Source organism: Microcella putealis (assembly GCF_004216575.1).
Classification (GTDB): domain Bacteria; phylum Actinomycetota; class Actinomycetes; order Actinomycetales; family Microbacteriaceae; genus Microcella; species Microcella putealis.
Map to the genome: position 1 here is coordinate 148,388 of NZ_SGWW01000005.1, position 16,940 is coordinate 165,327.

Genomic DNA, 16,940 nt, shown 5'->3' on the forward strand with positions numbered 1-16,940 from the left:
TGCGGGCAGCTGACCGCCGTCAGCGCTCCCGGCAGGCGACGTAGACGCCGTTCGTCGAGGTGCCGCCGGTCAGCGGGTTGGGGAACTCGACCGTGTGCCCGTCGACCCGGGCGAAAACCTGCGTGAGGGCCGCCATCGTCTCGGGGTGCGGCGGCTCATCGGACCACAGGGCGAACACGCCGCCCGGCCGCAGGTGGCGCGCGAGTCGCGTGAAGCCCTCGACCGTGTAGAGGTCAGCGTGGCTCGGGTGCAGCGTGTGCTGCGGCGTGTGGTCAACATCGAGCAGGATCGCGTCAACGGGCTCGGGCAGCGCGGGGTGCTCGCCCGGCGCCGCGCGCATAACCGCGAAGAAGTCGGCCTCGACGAGGCTCGCGCGACCGTCGTCGAGCAGGCGATCGCTGGTCGGAAGCAGGCGTCGCTCGTGCCAGTCGATCACGGCGGGCAGCGCGTCGATGACGCGGAGGGTGGCGACCCGATCATCGTCGAGCGCGGTCACGGCGGTGTACGCGAGCCCCAGGCCACCGACAACGACCGAGAGGGGGCCGGGGCCGGCGGCAGCCTCGAGTCCGAGCCGCGCGAGTTCTTCTTCGGCCGCCGTGAACAGGCTCGACATCAGAAACTCGTCGCCGAGCTTCACCTCGAAAACGTCACGCTCTGCAACGGGGTCGAAGCGTCGGCGCAGGGTGAGCTCGCCCATCGGGGTCGGGGTGAAGGCGAGTTCGTCGATGCGGGCCATCGCGCCAGGCTAGTCGCGCGTCAGGCCACCCCGACGTGACGCGGCACGCTGGGTGCGACGAATGCGGCACCCCAGGCGCGGGCCCGCGCGAGCTCTCCGGGCAGAAGAGGGCCCTCGGTTCCCTCGACGTAGAACGACGTGGGCCGCTGGGTGAGCGGAATTCCCGCCGAACGCACGACCCGCGCCGCGGCCATCGCGGCCGAGCCGGGCAGGTGCCGCATGACGGCAACCTTCGTGTCGAACAGGGCAACCTGAGTAGCCCGAGCGCTCGCGTCGATGCGGGCAAGCCACTCGCGAACGCCCGTGCCGCTGAGCGCGGTGGCGCCCTGCCGCTGTGCGTCGTCGCGCGTCTGCGGTCGACTCATGCTGAAAGCGTGGGTGGGACCACCGACGAGCAGCAGGTCGACGCCGGTGACGTCGCTCGGCGCATCATCCACGCGCACCACGTCGACGCGGCCACTGCCGGCGAGCCCCTCGGCAATCGCGCGCGCGATTTCCTCGGTGTTGCCCCAGTGCGACTCGACAACGATCAGCGTTCTCATGTCGCCGACGCTATCGAGCCGCACGGGGGCGCGGGCAGGGGCTTTGGTCCCGGCTTTCCGGGGGCCCATGCCCGGCGGGCAAGGGTCGTCTAGCGGCGCACGTCAACCGTCTCGTCGGCGTCGAGACCGAAGTGCTCTCCGATCTCGTCGACCAACTCCACGCGCTCGGCCCGGTCGGCCGCGCGGGCCTCCCGCCGGAACGCCACCACCGTCGCGACACACGCCAAGAGCAGGACGACCGAGAAGGGCAGAGCGGCAATGATCGACGCGGTCTGCAGGGCGGTGAGTCCTCCCACCAACAGAAGCGAGATGGCGAGCAGCGCCACCACGGCGACGAAAACAGCGCGCACCCAGCGGCGCGGCTCGGGGTCGCCACCCGTGGCGAGCATCCCCATCACCAGCGTGCCCGAGTCGGCCGAGGTGACGAAGAAGATCGAAATCAAGAGAATCGCGCCGAGGATGAGCGCGGCACCACCGGGTGCCGAGCCGAGCACGGCGAACAGCGACCCCTCGGTGTCGACGGCACCGTCTGCGCCGACGAGACCGCCCGCGCCGTAGAGCTCGGTGTAGATGGCGGTTCCGCCGAGGATCGAGAACCAGAGGAAGGTGATGATCGTCGGCACGAGCATGACGCCGACGACAAATTCGCGCACGGTGCGGCCCTTCGAGATGCGTGCGATGAAGATGCCCACGAACGGCGCCCACGCGATCCACCAGCCCCAGTAGAAGCTGGTCCAGCCGGCCTGCCACGCCTCACCCTCGGCGCCGGCGAAGGCGCTCACCGTGAAGCTCAGGGCAATGAAGTCGCCGAGGTAGGTGCCGATCGACTGAACGAATTGGCGCAGCAAGAACTGGGTCGGCCCGACGACCAGCAGGAAGGCGACAAGGAATGCGGCGAGAGCCAGATTGATGTTCGACAGCCACTTCATTCCGCGGTTGATGCCCGAGAGCACCGACACGAGCACGGCGACCGAGATGACCGCGATGATGGCGACCAGGGTGACGTCGCTCGCCTCGGCGATTCCGGCGGCCTCGAGGCCCGCGCCGATCTGGAGCACGCCGAGACCCAGCGAGGTGGCAACACCAAACAGGGTGCCCACGAGGGCGACGACGTCGATGACGTTGCCGAGGCCACCTGTGACCTTCTTGCCGAACAGCGGTTCGAGGGTCCAGCGCACCGAAAGCGGTCGCTTCTTACGGTGAATGGCGTAGGCGAGCGCGAGGCCGAGGGCCACGTAGATGGCCCACGCGTGAACACCCCAGTGCAGGTAGGTCTGCGACATGGCGGCCTGCGCGAGCTCGACGTCGGTTCCGTCGACCCCGGGCCGCGGGTTCGCGAAGTGGTTCAGCGGCTCGGCGACGCCCCAGAAGACGAGGCCGATGCCCATGCCTGCGGCGAACAACAGGGCAAACCACGATCGGAACGAGAACTCGGGCTCGTCATCGTCGCGACCGAGGCGGATGCGCCCGTGCCGCGAGAACGCCGCCCACAGGGCGAACGCCACGAAGAAGGCGGCGATGAGCACGTAGTACCAGTTGAACCACGAGATGATCGAGGCCTGCACGGCACCGAAGCCGGCGTCGGCCGCCTCCGGGGCGATCAGGGTGAACGCCACAAAGCCGACGACGAGCACGGCGGCGGGCCAGAACACCCATCGATTGATCGGGCGCCGCTCAGAAGGCGGCGCGGTGGATGCGGGGGCTGGGGTACGCGAGATCGGTTCAGTCACGTGACACCAGCCTACGGACGCGATATGGACGAATCCGGCCTGATTGTGAGGAACCGGTCAGGGTGGTTTGGCAGTACGTGCGCGCGGGCACGTGCGCGTGCGGGTATTCGCGCGTGCGGGTGCTCGCGCGGGCACCCGCACCCCGCCCGCACACGAAACGGGGGTCCGCTCTCGCGGACCCCCGTTTGTTGCCGCACCGACCCTTAGGCGATGCGGATCATCTTCTTATTGACGAACTCGTCAATGCCGAGGGTGCCGAGCTCGCGACCCGAGCCCGAGTTCTTCACGCCACCGAAGGGCAGCTCGGGGCTGTCGGCGAGAACACAGTTGACGTAGACCATGCCGGCCTCGATCTGGTCGGCGACGCGGGCGGCCTGCGCCTCGTCGGTCGTGAAGAGGTACGAGCCGAGCCCGAACGGGGTGTCGTTGGCGAGCTCAACGGCCTCGGCCTCGTTCGCGACCTTGAAGACCAGCGCGACGGGGCCGAAGAATTCTTCGTAAAACGCCGGGTTGCCAGGCTTCACGTTCGCGAGCACGGTGGCCGAGAAGTAGGTGCCCTCGCGGGTGCCACCCACGAGCACCTCAGCGCCACCGGCGACCGCGCGGTCGACCTGGTCGGCGAGGTTGTCGGCAGCCTGGGCGCTCGAGAGCACACCGTAGGCAGCCTCGCCCTTCATGGGGTCGCCGGGGCCGACCTCGCCCATCTTGGCGACAAACTTCTCGAGGAACTCGTCGTAGAGCTCCTCCACCACGATGAAGCGCTTCGCGCCGTTGCACGACTGGCCGCTGTTGTCGACGCGAGCGTTTACCGCAGCCTCGACCGTCGCATCCATGTCGTCGGTCGACAGCAGGATGAAGGGGTCGCTGCCGCCGAGCTCGAGCACAACCTTCTTCAGGTGGCGGCCAGCCTGCTCGGCGACGGCGGCGCCGGCGCGCTCGGAACCGGTCAGCGAGATGCCCGCCACGCGGGGGTCGGCGATGATCGTCGAGACCTGTTCGTTCGTCGCGTAGACGTTGACGTACGCGCCCTCGGGGAAGCCCGCGTCGTCGAAGATCTGCTGGATCGCGGCGGCCGACTCGGGGCACTGCGCGGCGTGCTTCAGGATGATCGTGTTGCCGAGAACGATGTTCGGGCCGGCGAAGCGCGACACCTGGTAGTACGGGAAGTTCCAGGGCATGATGCCGAGCAGCACGCCGAGCGGGCTCTTGCGGATGAACGCCGAACCCTCGCTGCCGTCGACGAGGTCGACGGGCTCGTCGGCGAGCAGGCCGGGGCCGTTGTCGGCGTAGTACTGGTAGATGTCGGCCGAGAAGTCGACCTCTCCGAGGGCATCGCCGATGGGCTTGCCCATCTCGCGCACGATGATTTCGGCGAGCTCTTGGCGGCGCTCGCGGTGCAGCTCGGCGACGCGGGTGATGAGGGCGGCGCGCTCCTCGCGGGTCGTCGTGCGCGCCCAGTTTCGGCTCGCCGCGTGAGCCTTCTCAATCGCGGCGGCGATGTCGGCGTCGGTGGCCGTCGGGTACTCCTTGACGGTCTCGCCCGTGGCCGGGTTGATCACGGCGTACTTGCTCATGAAACTCCTCGAGTGTCGTCGGTGCACGACTGCCGCCCGATCGGACGCGGCACCAGTGCACGCTGTCGATGCCACCCTAGGGGGTGCGCGGTGTCCACTGTGTCGACGCCGAGGCGATTATCAGCACCCTCTTCGCCACGCTGTACAGGGGCGCTTAGCCGTCGGCCGCGAGCCACTGCCGCAGCGCCGCGCCGTCGGCGTCCAGCGCGGGCGGGGCGCTCGGCGGTGCCGGCCTGAACGCTCCGTACCGCACGGGATGCCGCACCTGCGCGGGGTGCCCCTCCCCCAGCTCCGTCGTCGGCTCGAGACCCAGCCGCTCGGCGAGCGCGAACGCCGATGGGATGTCGCCGACGCGACCGGCGGGGATTCCGGCGGCGAGCATCCGCTCGACCGCCACGTCGGCGGGGATGCGCGCGAGCGCCTCCTCGAGGCATGCCACGAGCGCGGCGCGGTGCGTCACACGGGCCGGGTTCGTCGCGAAACGCGGATCGTCGGCGAGCTGCGGGGCGTCGATGACGCTCGCGAGCATCCGGAACTGGCGGTCGGCTCCGACCGCGACGGCGATGACGCCGTCCGCGGCCGCGAGCGTTTCGTAGGGCGCGATGGAGGGGTGCTGGTTGCCCATGGCGCGCGGGGCGTCGCCCGTCGTGAGGTAGCTCGAGGCCTGGTTGGCGAGGGAGGCGAGCAGCGTGCTCAGCAGGTCGATCTCAATGTGTTGCCCCTCGCCGCTGGCGTCGCGGTGCCGCAGTGCCGCGAGTATTCCGATTACGGCATCTTTCGCGGCGAGCAGGTCGACAAGCGCGACGCCCACCTTGCGCGGTTCGCCGCCGGCGTCTCCCGTGACGCTCATGAGGCCGCCGACGGCCTGCACGAGAAAGTCGTAGCCGGGCAGCGCCGCCCCCGCCCCGGAGCCGAAGCCCGTGATCGAGCAGTAGACGGCGCGCGGGTTCGCGGCGAGCACCGTTGCCGGATCGAGGCCGTAGCGGGCGAGCGCGCCAGAGCGGAAGTTCTCGACGACCACGTCGGCGCGCGCAGCCAGGCGGCGCGCGAGCTCTGCATCGCCGGCGTCGGCGAGGTCGAGGGCGATCGACTCTTTCGAACGGTTCGCTGCCTCGAAGTACGCGCTCGACGACCCCGCCCAGGGCGGGCCGAACGCGCGGGTGTCATCACCCGTGCCCGGGCGCTCGACCTTGATCACCCGCGCCCCGAGGTCGGCGAGCCACATCGTCGCGGCGGGCCCGGCGAGCACACGGCTGAAGTCGGCGACGAGGATTCCGTCAAGTGGCAGGGCGGTCACGGCGCCACTGTAGCGGCGCGCGAGCCGCGCCCCGCGCCAGGGTGCATGATGGTGGGGCACGCTTCTCGAGGAGCGCCCCGCGCCCGCCACCAGCCTCGACGACGAGACGAGAGGATGCTCGTGCCCACGCACTCCCCCACCCCTGACGAGGTTGCCGCCGATCCCGTCGGCATCGACCACATGCTGTCTGCCGACGAGCGGGCCGTGCGCGATCGCGTGCGCGCCTTCGTCGACACCGAGCTGCGGCCGAACATCGCCGAGTGGTACGAGAACGCGCACCTGCCGCGCGAGTTACTGCCCGCCTTCGGCGAGTTGGGCGTGCTCGGCATGATGCTGTCGGGCAACGGCCTGCCCGGCCGCAGCGCCGTCGAGTACGGGCTCGCCGCCGCCGAACTCGAGGCGGGAGACTCGGGTCTGCGCACCGTCGTCTCGGTGCAGGGCTCGCTCGCGATGACGGCAATCCACTCCTTCGGGTCGGAGGAGCAGAAGGCCCAGTACTTGCCGGGCATGGCGGCCGGCCGCGTCGTCGGCTGCTTCGGCCTCACCGAACCGAACGCCGGCAGTGACCCCGGGTCGATGACAACCTTCGCGCGTCGCGACGGCGACGACTGGGTTCTGTCGGGCGCGAAGCGCTGGATCGGCCTCGCCTCGATCGCCGACATCGCGATCATCTGGGCACAGACCGACGACGGTATTCGCGGCTTCATTGTGCCGACCAACGCTCCCGGCTTCACCGCAACGCCGATCACCGCGAAGCTGTCGATGCGCGCATCCATTCAGTGCGACATCGAGCTCGACGAGGTGCGCCTCCCCGCCGACGCGATGCTGCCCGAGGCTCGCGGCCTGCGCGGCCCGTTCACGTGCCTGAACTCGGCGCGGTACGGCATCGTGTGGGGCGCCATGGGCGCCGCACGGGATGCGCTCGAGACCGCGCGCCGCTACGCGCTCGAGCGGGTCGCCTTCGAGCGCCCCATCGCCGCCGCGCAGCTCACGCAGGCAAAGCTCGCCGACATGACGCTCGACGTCGCCACCGGCTCACTGCTCGCTCTGCAGCTCGGCCGACTCAAAGACCAGGGCCTCTTGCTGCCGCACCAGATCTCGATCGGCAAGCTCAACAACGTGCGCACCGCCATTCGCGTGGCGCAAAGCGCCCGCACGATCCTCGGCGGCAACGGCATCACGGCCGAGTACTCGCCCATGCGTCACGTGCAGAACCTCGAGTCGGTCCGCACCTACGAGGGCACCGACGAGGTGCACGCTCTTGTCATCGGCGCGGCGCTAACGGGGATGCCCGCCTTCCGCTAGCTGTACCCGGTCATGATGTTGGTGACACTCGGCTGATCGGGGGTTGGCCTCCGCAGGCGGTGTGTGCTCGAGCGTAGTTGTAGTGCTCAAGCCATGGAGCGAGAGCGTCATGACGGGCCTGGTTCGTGAGGAACGGGTGCCGGTATGCCCAGTTCTCTTGCAGGGTTCGGTTGAACCGTTCGGCCTTGCCGTTCTGCCACGGGCAGTGCGGCCGGGTTCTCACGTGCCGCGCGCCAAGCAGTTTGAGCGTGTCTTGGAAAGCGTGGGAGATGACGTAGTTCTTCGCGTTGTCCGTCATCACGCCTCGAATCGCGACGCCATGCTGGGCCAAGAACGCTGCTGCTGCAGTGAGGAACGCAGCGCAGGTGGTGCCTTTTTCGTCCGGCAGGATTTGAGCGAACGCTAGCCGAGAGTGGTCATCGACCGCGACGTGAACGAAGTCAAAGCCGAGCTTGCGGGCACGGTCCCGGCGACGGTCGTGATCGATCACGGTCGGGCCGTCGATTCGCCACCCGCCGCCGTCAGGGATGCGGCCGAGTTTCTTCACGTCGACGTGGATCAGATCGCCAGGGTTGTCGTGCTCGTAACGCAGCTGCGTGGTTCGGGAGGCGCGAATGCGGATCCCGGTGACCGGGTCCAGCTCATGCAGTCGCGGCAGTCCTGCCCGGGCGATGATCCGCGATGCCGTGGAGGCGCTGACCTCGAACCGCAACGCGAGCTCGTCACGCCCGATCCGTTCGGCCTGACGCGCCGCGAGCAGCTGGCTCACGACGGTGGTGGGCGTCGCGGTTGGTGATCGCCGCGGCCGTGATGAGCGATCGATCAACCCGGTGACACCCTGACTTCGGAAGCGCCCCATCCAACGGTGAGCGCACTGTCGTGAAATACCGAGCTCTTTCGCGACGTGAGAGATCGGGCGACCCTGCAACACCCGCTCGACCAGAATCATTCGGCCGGCAGGCGCCAGCCTCGCATTACGGTGGACCAAGAGAAGGCCTTCCTCTTCGATGGCGTTAGACACCACTCAGAATGAAGGCCTTCTCCTCAACTACGTGTCACCAAGCTGCTGACCGGGTACAGCTAGCGGCGCTACTGCCCCGACAGCACGAGAAAAACGAACACGAGCGCGACGAGCAGCATCGTGCCGTAATCGGCGGCGAGCAGCATGAGCCGCGTCTTTCCGGCCGGGACAAAGATGCGGACCACGAGCATCCCGACAAACAGCGCAGCGACGGCGATCGCGCCGACGAGCGCGAGCTGATCGCCGAGCGACTGCCAGAGCGCGACGAACATGCCCCCGACGAGCAGCGTCGTGACGCCTGCGATGACCACCCACACGGTGCCGCTCGCGGTCGTCAACTGCTGCTGGTTGCGCATCCGGGTCGGGTCGGTCACACGAGCACCCGTTCTGGCACGACGACGGGGTGCGTGCCCGCCATCGTCTCGAGCACGCGAATGACCTGCGAGCTGTAGCCGAACTCGTTGTCGTACCAGACGTACACAATCAGGTGCCGCCCGTCACAGATGGTGGCGAGCCCGTCGACGATGCCCGCGCGGTGCGAGCCGACGAAGTCGGTCGAGACCACTTCGGGCGACTCGATGTAGTCGATCTGTTGCCGCAGCTCAGAGTGCAGCGACATGCGGCGCAGGTGCTCGTTGACCTTGTCGCGCGTGGTCGCGTCGCGCAGCGTCAGGTTGAGAATCGCCATCGACACGTCGGGCGTGGGAACGCGAATGGCGTTACCGGTGAGCTTGCCTGCAAGCTGCGGCAGCGCCTTCGCGACGGCCTTCGCAGCGCCGGTCTCGGTGATGACCATGTTGAGGGCGGCGCTGCGGCCACGGCGGTCGCCCTTGTGAAAGTTGTCGATGAGGTTCTGATCGTTCGTGTACGAGTGCACCGTCTCGACGTGACCGTGTTCGACCCCCCACGCGTCGTCGATGACTTTCAGCACCGGCGTCACCGCGTTTGTGGTGCAGGATGCGGCGGTCACGATCGCGTCGTCGGGCGAGATCGCGGCGTGGTTGATGCCGTGGACGATGTTCTTCAGCGCGCCCTTGCCGGGCGCGGTCAGCAGTACCCGGGCCACACCGGGGGCGCGCAGGTGCTGCGCCAGCCCCTCCTCGTCGCGCCAGCGGCCCGTGTTATCGACCACGATGGCGTCGCGAATGCCGTACGCCGTGTAGTCGACGGCGTCGGGAGCGTCGGAGTAGATGACCTGGATGAGCGTGCCGTTCGCGAGGATCGTGTTCGCCTCCTCGTCGACCGTGATCGAGCCGTCGAAGGGGCCGTGCACGCTGTCGCGGCGCAGGAGGCTGGCGCGCTTGACGAGGTCGTTGTCGCCGCCCCGGCGCACCACGATGGCGCGCAGGCGCAGCCCCGCACCACTGCCGGAGTGCGCGACAAGGATGCGGGCCAGCAGGCGACCGATGCGGCCGAAGCCGTACAGCACGACGTCGGTGGGCGCGGGCGGAGTCTCGAGCGGCATCACCGCGGCGAGCTCGTCGCGCAAGAACTCCACCAGGTCACGCTCGCCGGGGCAGGCGGCGTGGCCGGAAACGAGGCGCGCGATGTCGAGCGAGGCGGGCCCAGGCTGGATCGCGAGCAGCGCATCCAACACGCGACGGGAATCGGCGAGCGCGAGCTCGTCGCCCGTCACGTGCTGCGCGTAGCGGTGGGCGCGAAGGATACCGATCGCCGACTCGTTGATGAGGCGGCGCCCGTGGATGCTCGTCACCACCCCGTGATCGCGGTACAGCCGCCCAATGAGGGGGATCAGCTGCTCGGCTGCCGCCTCGCGCTCTTTCCAGGCGGCGTGAATGGTCGTGACGTCATCGCTCACAGTGGCGTTCCTTGGCTTCCCGGCGCGCAACACTGCGGCCGTGTCGAGGTGATCGGGGACACGTGGTGGCGGTGGTGTGTTAAGACTAGCGGCCCTACGCGTCGGCGGCGGCGGCGAGCTGCCCGCAGGCGCCGTCGATCTCTTTGCCGCGGGTGTCGCGCAGTGTCGTCGGAATGCCCGCGTCGTTGAGGCGCCGCACGAACTCGTTCTGCACGGCCTTCTCGGACGCCGTCCAAATCGAGCCGGGCGTCGGGTTCAGCGGGATCGGATTCACGTGCACCCAGCCGCGACCGCGGTCGAGCAGCTTCTTCGCCAGCAGATCGGCGCGCCACGCGTGGTCGTTCATGTCTTTGATGAGTGCGTACTCAATCGACACGCGGCGGCCGGTCTTGTCGAAGTACTCGCGGGCCGCGTCGAGCGCCTCGTCGACCTTCCAGCGCGAGTTCACGGGAATCAGCTCGTCGCGCAGCGTGTCGTCGGGGGCGTGCAGGCTGAGGGCGAAGGTCACCGGAATCTGCTCGTCAGCAAGCTTGCGAATAGCGGGCACCAGCCCGACAGTCGAGACGGTGATGTTGCGTGCGCTCATGCCGAGGCCGTTCGGCTGCGGGGCAACCATCGTTCGCACCGCGCTCATGAGCCGCGCGTAGTTCGCGAGCGGCTCCCCCATGCCCATGAACACGATGTTGCTGACGCGGTCGGGCGTCTCGTCGCCGCGCTTGCGCCCGCCCAGCTCGCCGGCCGCAAGCGCGCGGTTCGCCGCGACCACCTGGTCGACGATTTCGGCGGCCGACATGTTGCGGGTGAGCCCCGCCTGCCCGGTCGCGCAGAACGGGCAGTTCATGCCGCACCCGGCCTGGCTCGATACGCACAGCGTGATGCGGCCCGGGTAGCGCATGAGCACGCTCTCGACGAGGGCCCCGTCGCGCAGTTTCCAGAGGAACTTAATGGTGTCGCCGTTGTCGGTGCGCAGGCGCCGCACCTCCGTGAGCAGCGGCGGCATCAGCGCGGCCACAAGCGCGTCGCGGCCGGCGGCCGGCAGGTCGGTCATTGCCGCCGGGTCGCTCGTGTAGTGCGAGAAGTAGTGAGTCGACAGTTGCTTCGCGCGGAAGGCGGGGAGGCCGCGTTCTGTGACCGCCTGGATGCGCGCATCCGTATCGAGGTCGGCCCAGTGCACGGGGGGCTTGCCCCGCTTCGGGGAGGCGAACTGCAGCAGCGGCCGGCCGTCGGTATCGAGCTTCTGCCGCCAGCCCTCGGTCTGCGGCCGCACCTGAGGGCGAGCGTCAGCGGCGGGCGCGTCGGGAGTGCGCTCGGCACCGTTGTTGCGGATTCCGCCCTTACTGACCATAGGGACAAGGGTACGCGGCATCTGATGTAGCAGGTGTGCTACATTCTGTACTCCACTTGCTGACGACTCGACGGGAGCGGCGATGACAGGGGATGTGGTGATCCGCACGCGTGATCTGACCATGAGCTACGGCAACAAGCGCGTGCTCGACGGCATCAATCTGGAAATCCACCGCGGTGAGGTGGTCGCCCTACTCGGCGCGAACGGCGCGGGAAAGACGACGAGCATCGAGATCCTGGAGGGACTCCGTTCGCCCACGAGCGGGTCTGTCGAGGTGCTCGGCGTGGATCCGCTCCACGCGAGCGTCGAGCACCGCGCCAAGATCGGCGTCGTCCTTCAATCATGGCGCGACCACGCGCGCTGGCGCGTGCGGGAGTTCCTGCACCACTTCTTCGTACTGCACGCGCCGTTCCGACCCGAGGGCGGGTGGGAGGTCGACGAGCTGCTCGAGCGGGTCGGTCTCGCTGATAAGGCGCGGTCGCGCATCCTCTCCCTATCGGGCGGCCAGCGACGCCGACTCGACGTCGCGGTGGGCCTCATCGGCAAACCGGAGCTGCTGTTCCTCGACGAGCCGACCGTCGGCTTCGACCCGCACGCCCGTCGCGAGTTCCACGAGCTCATGCACGAGCTCGCCGACGTACGCGAGACAACGATTCTGCTGACCACCCATGATCTCGCCGAGGCGGAGCGTCTCGCCGACCGCATCCTCATCCTCCACGCGGGTCGAATCGCCGCCGACGGGAGTGCGGACGCACTCGCACGGGAGGTCGCCGGCACGACCGAAGTGCGTTGGCGCATCGGGCAGGACCGGTTCGTGCACGCGACGGACGCGGCGACGCGCTTCGTGCGCGAGCTGCTGACTCGCGAGCCCGATGTAGAGGATCTCGAGATCCGCCGCACCACGCTCGAAGACACCTACCTGACAATGGTGGCCCAGCACTCTGCGGCCGCCGCCGAGGAGGCTGCACGATGATGCCCATCCGCATGAGCGCCGTGAGAGCGGGCGCCCTGCGCGGAGCGATCGAGTTCCGCAACAGCCTGCAGAAGCCTGCCGACCTCCTGTACTACCTGATCGGCGCCGTCAGCTTTTCCGCGGCCCTTTGGTACTTCCGCGACGACATCGTCCCGCAGCTCGGCGTCTCGACCTCCGCATTCATCTTCCCCAGCGCGATCGCCCTCATGACCCTCTTCGTTGCCACGTACGGCTTGGCGACTCTCGTCTCGACGGAGCGGGAGGACGGCACGCTGCTGCGTCTGGCAATCCTGCCAGCGGGCACCTTCACCTACGCATGGGGACAGACCGTGCGCACGCTCCTCGAGCTCGCCTTCACGTTTGGGCTGTTCACGATTCTCGCGAGCATCCTCGTGCCCGAGCTGTGGATCCGCGGCGCCGTCGGGGCACTAACCGCCATCGGGTTCCTCCTGCTGGGCATCCTCGCGTGCTTGCCCCTCGGTTTCATCGTCGGCTCGATCTTCAGCAACCCGCGCTCCGTCGGCGGCTGGGGCTTCCTCGTCCTCGGGGGCATCGTCTGGGTTTCGGGCATCTTCGTGCCCCTGGCCGCGATGCCGCTGTGGGCGCAGATCATTGCGCAGATCCTGCCTCTCTACTGGCTGGGACTGGGGCTACGCAGCGCGCTGCTGCCCGAGGGTTTCGCATCGATCGAGATCGGGGAAAGCTGGCGCACGATCGAAACGATCGGGATGCTCAGCCTGTGGGCGGTCGTCGGCGCCGTGCTCGCACCCCTGCTGCTGCAGCGCATCGCCCGCAAGGAGTCGTTCGCCTCCCTCGCGACTCGACGCGAGAAGGCCATGCAGCGTGTCTGACACCGCCGAGTCGTCGGGGCCGAAGCCCGACCAGGTCCACAACCGCATCGCCATGCTGCGCGTCGAGCGCCGCATCAGCCGTCGAGAGTTCGCCGATGCGCTCGGTGTCCACTATCAGACTGTCGGCTACCTCGAGCGCGGCGAATACAGCCCCAGCCTCCACCTGGCGCTGCGCATCGCGCAGTACTTCGAGGTGCCCGTCGAGTTCGTCTTCTCACTCGACCCGTTCCCGACCATCGGACCGTCGCCCACGACCTAGCTCGTTCGGCTATCCGCCCGCACGCCGCGGCGTGAGTCACGCGGCGCCCGACGCGCGGGCGACGAGCGCGACGGCGAGGCCCGCGAGGGCCCAGCTGGTGAGGCTGCCGATCAAGAACTCTTCGGCCTTCGAACCGAGGCGCCGGTCGGCGGAAATCTCGGGGAAGCGCACGATGCCCTTCGCCGCGAGCAGCGCCGCGATGAGGCCATGCGCGCCCACGAGGGCGAGCGCCACGATGAGCAGGCGTTCGAGCGGGCCGATGATGCGACCACCCTGCAGGGTGCTCGGTGCCGCGGGGGGCGTCGACTCGGCGTCTTCGCGCTCGATGACGAGCGCGCGACGACGGCCCCAGCGCATCACCCAGCGGCTGTCCGGATGCACGCCCTGGCCCGGGTGGGACCCGCGCGCCACCTGCAGCATCGCCCGGGTGACGAGGTTGGCCGTGGTGGTCAGGGCGGCCACCACGGCGAGAACCGCGAGGGCAACGCCCGGCTCGAGCTTGGTGGTCCCGGGCACGACGAACACAGGCTCGGCACTCCACGGGGTAAGCATCGCGCCGAGCGTGACCGCCGTGACGAGCAGCGCAGCGGGCCACAGCGGCGGCGTGACCGTCTCATTGATGCGCACGGCGAGCATCCAGAGGGCCGCGATGACGGCCGCGATGCCCGTCGTGACGGGCGCGATGCCGAGCGGGCCGGCGTAGCCGACGCCCGCGATGAGAAGAATGGCCGCGGCGACGACGAGGCCGACGATGGGCTGCGCGGTGCCGCTCAGTCGGCGACGAACCAGGTCGCCCACGCCGACCGCGAGCAACAGCACCGCGGCGATCACGCGTCAGCCCCGATCTCGAGCGCGCGATGGGCAGCGATGAGGGCGGCGGCCCCCGAGCGACGCAGGTTCTGCGACACGGCCGGCTGCGTGATGCCCTCACTCTCGGCCAGACGCTGCTGCGGCTCACCGCGCAGAGCGCCCGCAGCCAGGCGGCGCTCGCGGCCCGACATGCCGTCGATCAAGTGGTCACGCAGAATCAGGTGCGAGGTGACGAGTGCCACCTCGGTCGCGTCGTCGCTGTGAAACCAGGTGCGCAGGCCGGGAGCGTTGCGGCTTCGCTGGTCGACCTCGTCGAGGGCGCCGCGGGCGTGGTACCAGGCCGAGCCGTCGTAGATGGGGGCGCCCCGCCCCGCGTCGAGACGCCGCACGTCGCCCGAGCCGAGGCCGAATCGGCAGTCGATCGCGTCGGGGAACACCAGGCGCATGAGAGAGGTCACGCGCAGAGCATCGCGCACACGGGGGAAGACGGCTTGGAATTCGTCCCCCACCGTGGCCCAGAGCGGCTCGACAACCTCGGCGTCGGCGGCAGCCACCGCGAACGCGTCGTGGATGGCGCGCTGGGCCGCCGGTCGGTCGCTCAGTTGACGCGATCCGACGATGTCGATGATTAGCGCGACGCTTATCTTTGCCACGACATAAGCATAGCGCTCATAGTGCGGTGAATATAAGGGGACGCGGCCGCGCGCCGAAACCCGCGTACCGTTAGGGGTATGACGCCTCACGAGACGCCCGATACAACCGAGGCCGAAAACGCCACACCCCTGCCGAAATTCTCTGAACTCGGGCTCAGCGACGCCGTGATGGCCGCGCTCACCGACGTCGGCTACGAGACCCCGTCGGCCATCCAGGCCGCGACCATCCCCACCCTGCTCGGCGGCCGCGACGTCGTCGGCCTCGCACAGACCGGCACCGGCAAGACCGCCGCCTTCGCCCTGCCAATCCTGTCGCGCCTCGACGTGTCGCAGCGCACGCCGCAGGCACTCGTCTTGGCCCCCACCCGTGAACTCGCCCTGCAGGTCTGCGAAGCGTTCGAGCGCTACGCCGCCCACATTCCCGGCATCAGCGTGCTGCCCGTGTACGGCGGGCAGGGCTACGGCGTGCAGCTGTCGGCCTTGCGCCGCGGCGTGCACGTCATCGTCGGAACGCCCGGCCGCATCATGGACCACCTCGACAAGGGCACTCTCGACCTGACTGAGCTGAAGTTCCTCGTGCTCGACGAGGCCGACGAGATGCTCAAGATGGGCTTCGCCGAAGACGTCGAGACGATCCTCGCCGACACCCCCGACGACAAGCAGGTCGCGCTGTTCTCGGCGACGATGCCCGCATCGATCCGCCGCATCGCGCAGCAGCACCTCAACAACCCCGAAGAGATCAGCGTCAAGACGAAGACGACCACCTCGTCGACGATCACGCAGCGCTACCTCGTCGTGTCGTACCAGCAGAAGGTCGACGCGCTCACCCGCATCCTCGAGGTCGAGAACTTCGACGGCATGATCGTGTTCGTCAGAACGAAGAACGAGACCGAGACGCTCGCCGAGAAGCTACGCGCTCGCGGATACTCGGCGCAGGCAATCAACGGAGACGTGCCGCAGGTGCAGCGCGAGCGCACCGTCGAGCAGTTGAAGAACGCGAAGCTCGACATTCTGGTGGCGACCGACGTGGCCGCCCGCGGACTCGACGTTGAGCGCATCAGCCACGTGGTGAACTTCGACATTCCGGTCGACACCGAGAGCTACGTGCACCGCATCGGCCGCACCGGCCGCGCTGGCCGCACCGGCGACGCGATCAGCTTCGTCACCCCGCGCGAGCGCCGCCTGCTCGACGCGATCGAGCGCGCCACCCGCCAGCCGCTGACGCAAATGCACCTGCCGACGATTGACGACGTGAACGCGACGCGACTCACGCGCTTCGACGACGCGATTAGCGAGGCGCTCGGCAAGACCGAGCTCATCGACACCTTCCGCGGCATCATCGACCACTACGTCGAGCACCACGACGTGCCCGAGGCCGACGTCGCCGCCGCGCTCGCGGTGGTCGCGCAGGGCGGCACTCCCCTGCTGCTGACGGAGGAAGACATCCGCCCGCCGAAGATGCCGCGTGACGGGCGGGAGACGCGCGAAACCGGTCGCGACGGCGGTCGGGAAGCGCGGGGCGACTCCGAGCGCCCGCCGCGTCGCGAGCGCCGCAACGGCCCGCCGCTCGCCGCCTACCGCATCGAGGTCGGCCGCCGTCACCGCGTCGAGCCCCGCCAGATCGTCGGAGCGCTCGCGAACGAGGGCGGCTTGTCGCGCGACGACTTCGGCGCCATTGACATCAAGCTCGACTTCTCGATCGTCGAACTGCCCGCCGAGATGTCGACCGCGACGCTGAAGAAGCTCGCCGACACCCGCATCAGCGGGCGACTCATCGAGCTGAAGGCCGACCGCGGCCCCCGCAAGAAAGACCGCCCGGCCTTCCGCGATCGCGACGACCGCGGCGCGCGGGACGGCGGCTTCCGCGGTAACGACACGCGTGGCGACGACGACCGCCCGGCGCGGAAGCCCCGCCAGAAGGGTCGCGACAGCTAGTTGTTCTTCCTCGTGAGGTTGTGAACGCGGGCTGAGGGTGTGAGACCGCCGATCCCGGTGTGGGGTCGGTGGTGATTGTAGTGATGGAGC

The 16,940-nt window shown here is 68.9% G+C and carries 16 protein-coding genes; 5 read left to right on the forward strand and 11 right to left on the reverse strand.

What is annotated here, in order from left to right; all coding sequences use genetic code 11:
• Nucleotides 1-19: 19 nt before the first annotated feature.
• From EV141_RS11685 to EV141_RS11705, 5 genes are all read right to left on the reverse strand, one after another.
• Nucleotides 20-736, reverse strand: coding sequence for a polyamine aminopropyltransferase (locus EV141_RS11685; protein ID WP_130486146.1), 717 nt, complete (start codon nt 734-736; stop codon nt 20-22).
• Nucleotides 737-756: 20 nt separating this feature from the next.
• Entirely contained in the window at nt 757-1,278 is a 522-nt protein-coding gene (locus EV141_RS11690) for a flavodoxin family protein (protein WP_130486147.1), read from the reverse strand.
• Between the two features lie 89 nt (nt 1,279-1,367).
• Nucleotides 1,368-3,008 (reverse strand): BCCT family transporter, encoded by a 1,641-nt coding sequence (locus tag EV141_RS11695; protein ID WP_375880250.1) that lies wholly within the window; start codon nt 3,006-3,008, stop codon nt 1,368-1,370.
• A 203-nt stretch (nt 3,009-3,211) separates the two neighbouring features.
• Nucleotides 3,212-4,582: an NAD-dependent succinate-semialdehyde dehydrogenase gene (locus tag EV141_RS11700; RefSeq protein WP_130486148.1), complete on the reverse strand. Its 1,371-nt coding sequence runs from the start codon at nt 4,580-4,582 to the stop codon at nt 3,212-3,214.
• Nucleotides 4,583-4,736: 154 nt separating this feature from the next.
• Entirely contained in the window at nt 4,737-5,879 is a 1,143-nt protein-coding gene (locus tag EV141_RS11705; RefSeq protein ID WP_241969245.1) for a CaiB/BaiF CoA transferase family protein, read from the reverse strand.
• 114 nt (nt 5,880-5,993) lie between these two features.
• Here EV141_RS11705 and EV141_RS11710 point away from each other — a divergent pair, with 114 nt between their 5' ends.
• On the forward strand, nt 5,994-7,184 hold the full coding sequence (locus EV141_RS11710) for an acyl-CoA dehydrogenase family protein (protein WP_130486149.1): 1,191 nt from the start codon (nt 5,994-5,996) through the stop codon (nt 7,182-7,184).
• A gap of 10 nt (nt 7,185-7,194) precedes the next feature.
• Here the strand turns inward: EV141_RS11710 and EV141_RS11715 are convergent, their stop codons facing one another.
• The 4 genes from EV141_RS11715 to rlmN all read right to left on the reverse strand — a co-directional run bounded on the left by EV141_RS11715 (nt 7,195) and on the right by rlmN (nt 11,369).
• Nucleotides 7,195-8,172 carry an IS481 family transposase gene (locus EV141_RS11715; RefSeq protein ID WP_130486168.1) on the reverse strand — a complete coding sequence of 326 codons (978 nt, stop codon included), beginning with the start codon at nt 8,170-8,172 and terminating at the stop codon, nt 7,195-7,197.
• A gap of 101 nt (nt 8,173-8,273) precedes the next feature.
• A complete protein-coding gene (locus EV141_RS11720; protein WP_130486150.1) occupies nt 8,274-8,579 on the reverse strand; it encodes a hypothetical protein in 306 nt (101 codons plus the stop codon).
• Nucleotides 8,576-10,024: a glyceraldehyde-3-phosphate dehydrogenase gene (locus EV141_RS11725; protein ID WP_241969246.1), complete on the reverse strand. Its 1,449-nt coding sequence runs from the start codon at nt 10,022-10,024 to the stop codon at nt 8,576-8,578. Before EV141_RS11725 ends, EV141_RS11720 begins: the two co-directional genes overlap by 4 nt.
• Before the next feature lie 94 nt (nt 10,025-10,118).
• Nucleotides 10,119-11,369: a dual-specificity RNA methyltransferase RlmN gene (rlmN, locus tag EV141_RS11730; protein ID WP_130486151.1), complete on the reverse strand. Its 1,251-nt coding sequence runs from the start codon at nt 11,367-11,369 to the stop codon at nt 10,119-10,121.
• A 97-nt stretch (nt 11,370-11,466) separates the two neighbouring features.
• Between rlmN and EV141_RS11735 the strand changes: the two genes are divergently transcribed.
• Genes EV141_RS11735 through EV141_RS11745 form a run of 3 tightly spaced genes read left to right on the forward strand, consistent with a single transcriptional unit; the run spans nt 11,467 to nt 13,452 of the window.
• Nucleotides 11,467-12,342 carry an ABC transporter ATP-binding protein gene (locus tag EV141_RS11735; RefSeq protein WP_241969247.1) on the forward strand — a complete coding sequence of 292 codons (876 nt, stop codon included), beginning with the start codon at nt 11,467-11,469 and terminating at the stop codon, nt 12,340-12,342.
• Between the two features lie 11 nt (nt 12,343-12,353).
• Nucleotides 12,354-13,193 carry an ABC transporter permease gene (locus tag EV141_RS11740; protein WP_198675545.1) on the forward strand — a complete coding sequence of 280 codons (840 nt, stop codon included), beginning with the start codon at nt 12,354-12,356 and terminating at the stop codon, nt 13,191-13,193.
• A complete protein-coding gene (locus EV141_RS11745) occupies nt 13,186-13,452 on the forward strand; it encodes a helix-turn-helix transcriptional regulator (RefSeq protein WP_241969248.1) in 267 nt (88 codons plus the stop codon). The genes EV141_RS11740 and EV141_RS11745 overlap by 8 nt, the downstream gene beginning before the upstream one ends.
• A 36-nt stretch (nt 13,453-13,488) precedes the next feature.
• Here EV141_RS11745 and EV141_RS11750 read toward each other — a convergent pair whose 3' ends face one another.
• A complete protein-coding gene (locus EV141_RS11750) occupies nt 13,489-14,283 on the reverse strand; it encodes a hypothetical protein (protein ID WP_130486153.1) in 795 nt (264 codons plus the stop codon).
• On the reverse strand, nt 14,280-14,915 hold the full coding sequence (locus EV141_RS11755; protein WP_241969249.1) for a SatD family protein: 636 nt from the start codon (nt 14,913-14,915) through the stop codon (nt 14,280-14,282). Before EV141_RS11755 ends, EV141_RS11750 begins: the two co-directional genes overlap by 4 nt.
• Nucleotides 14,916-14,993: 78 nt before the next feature.
• On the opposite strand from EV141_RS11755, the gene EV141_RS11760 reads away from it, so the two are divergent.
• Nucleotides 14,994-16,850 (forward strand): DEAD/DEAH box helicase, encoded by a 1,857-nt coding sequence (locus EV141_RS11760; protein ID WP_130486154.1) that lies wholly within the window; start codon nt 14,994-14,996, stop codon nt 16,848-16,850.
• The last annotated feature ends 90 nt before the right edge of the window (nt 16,851-16,940 follow it).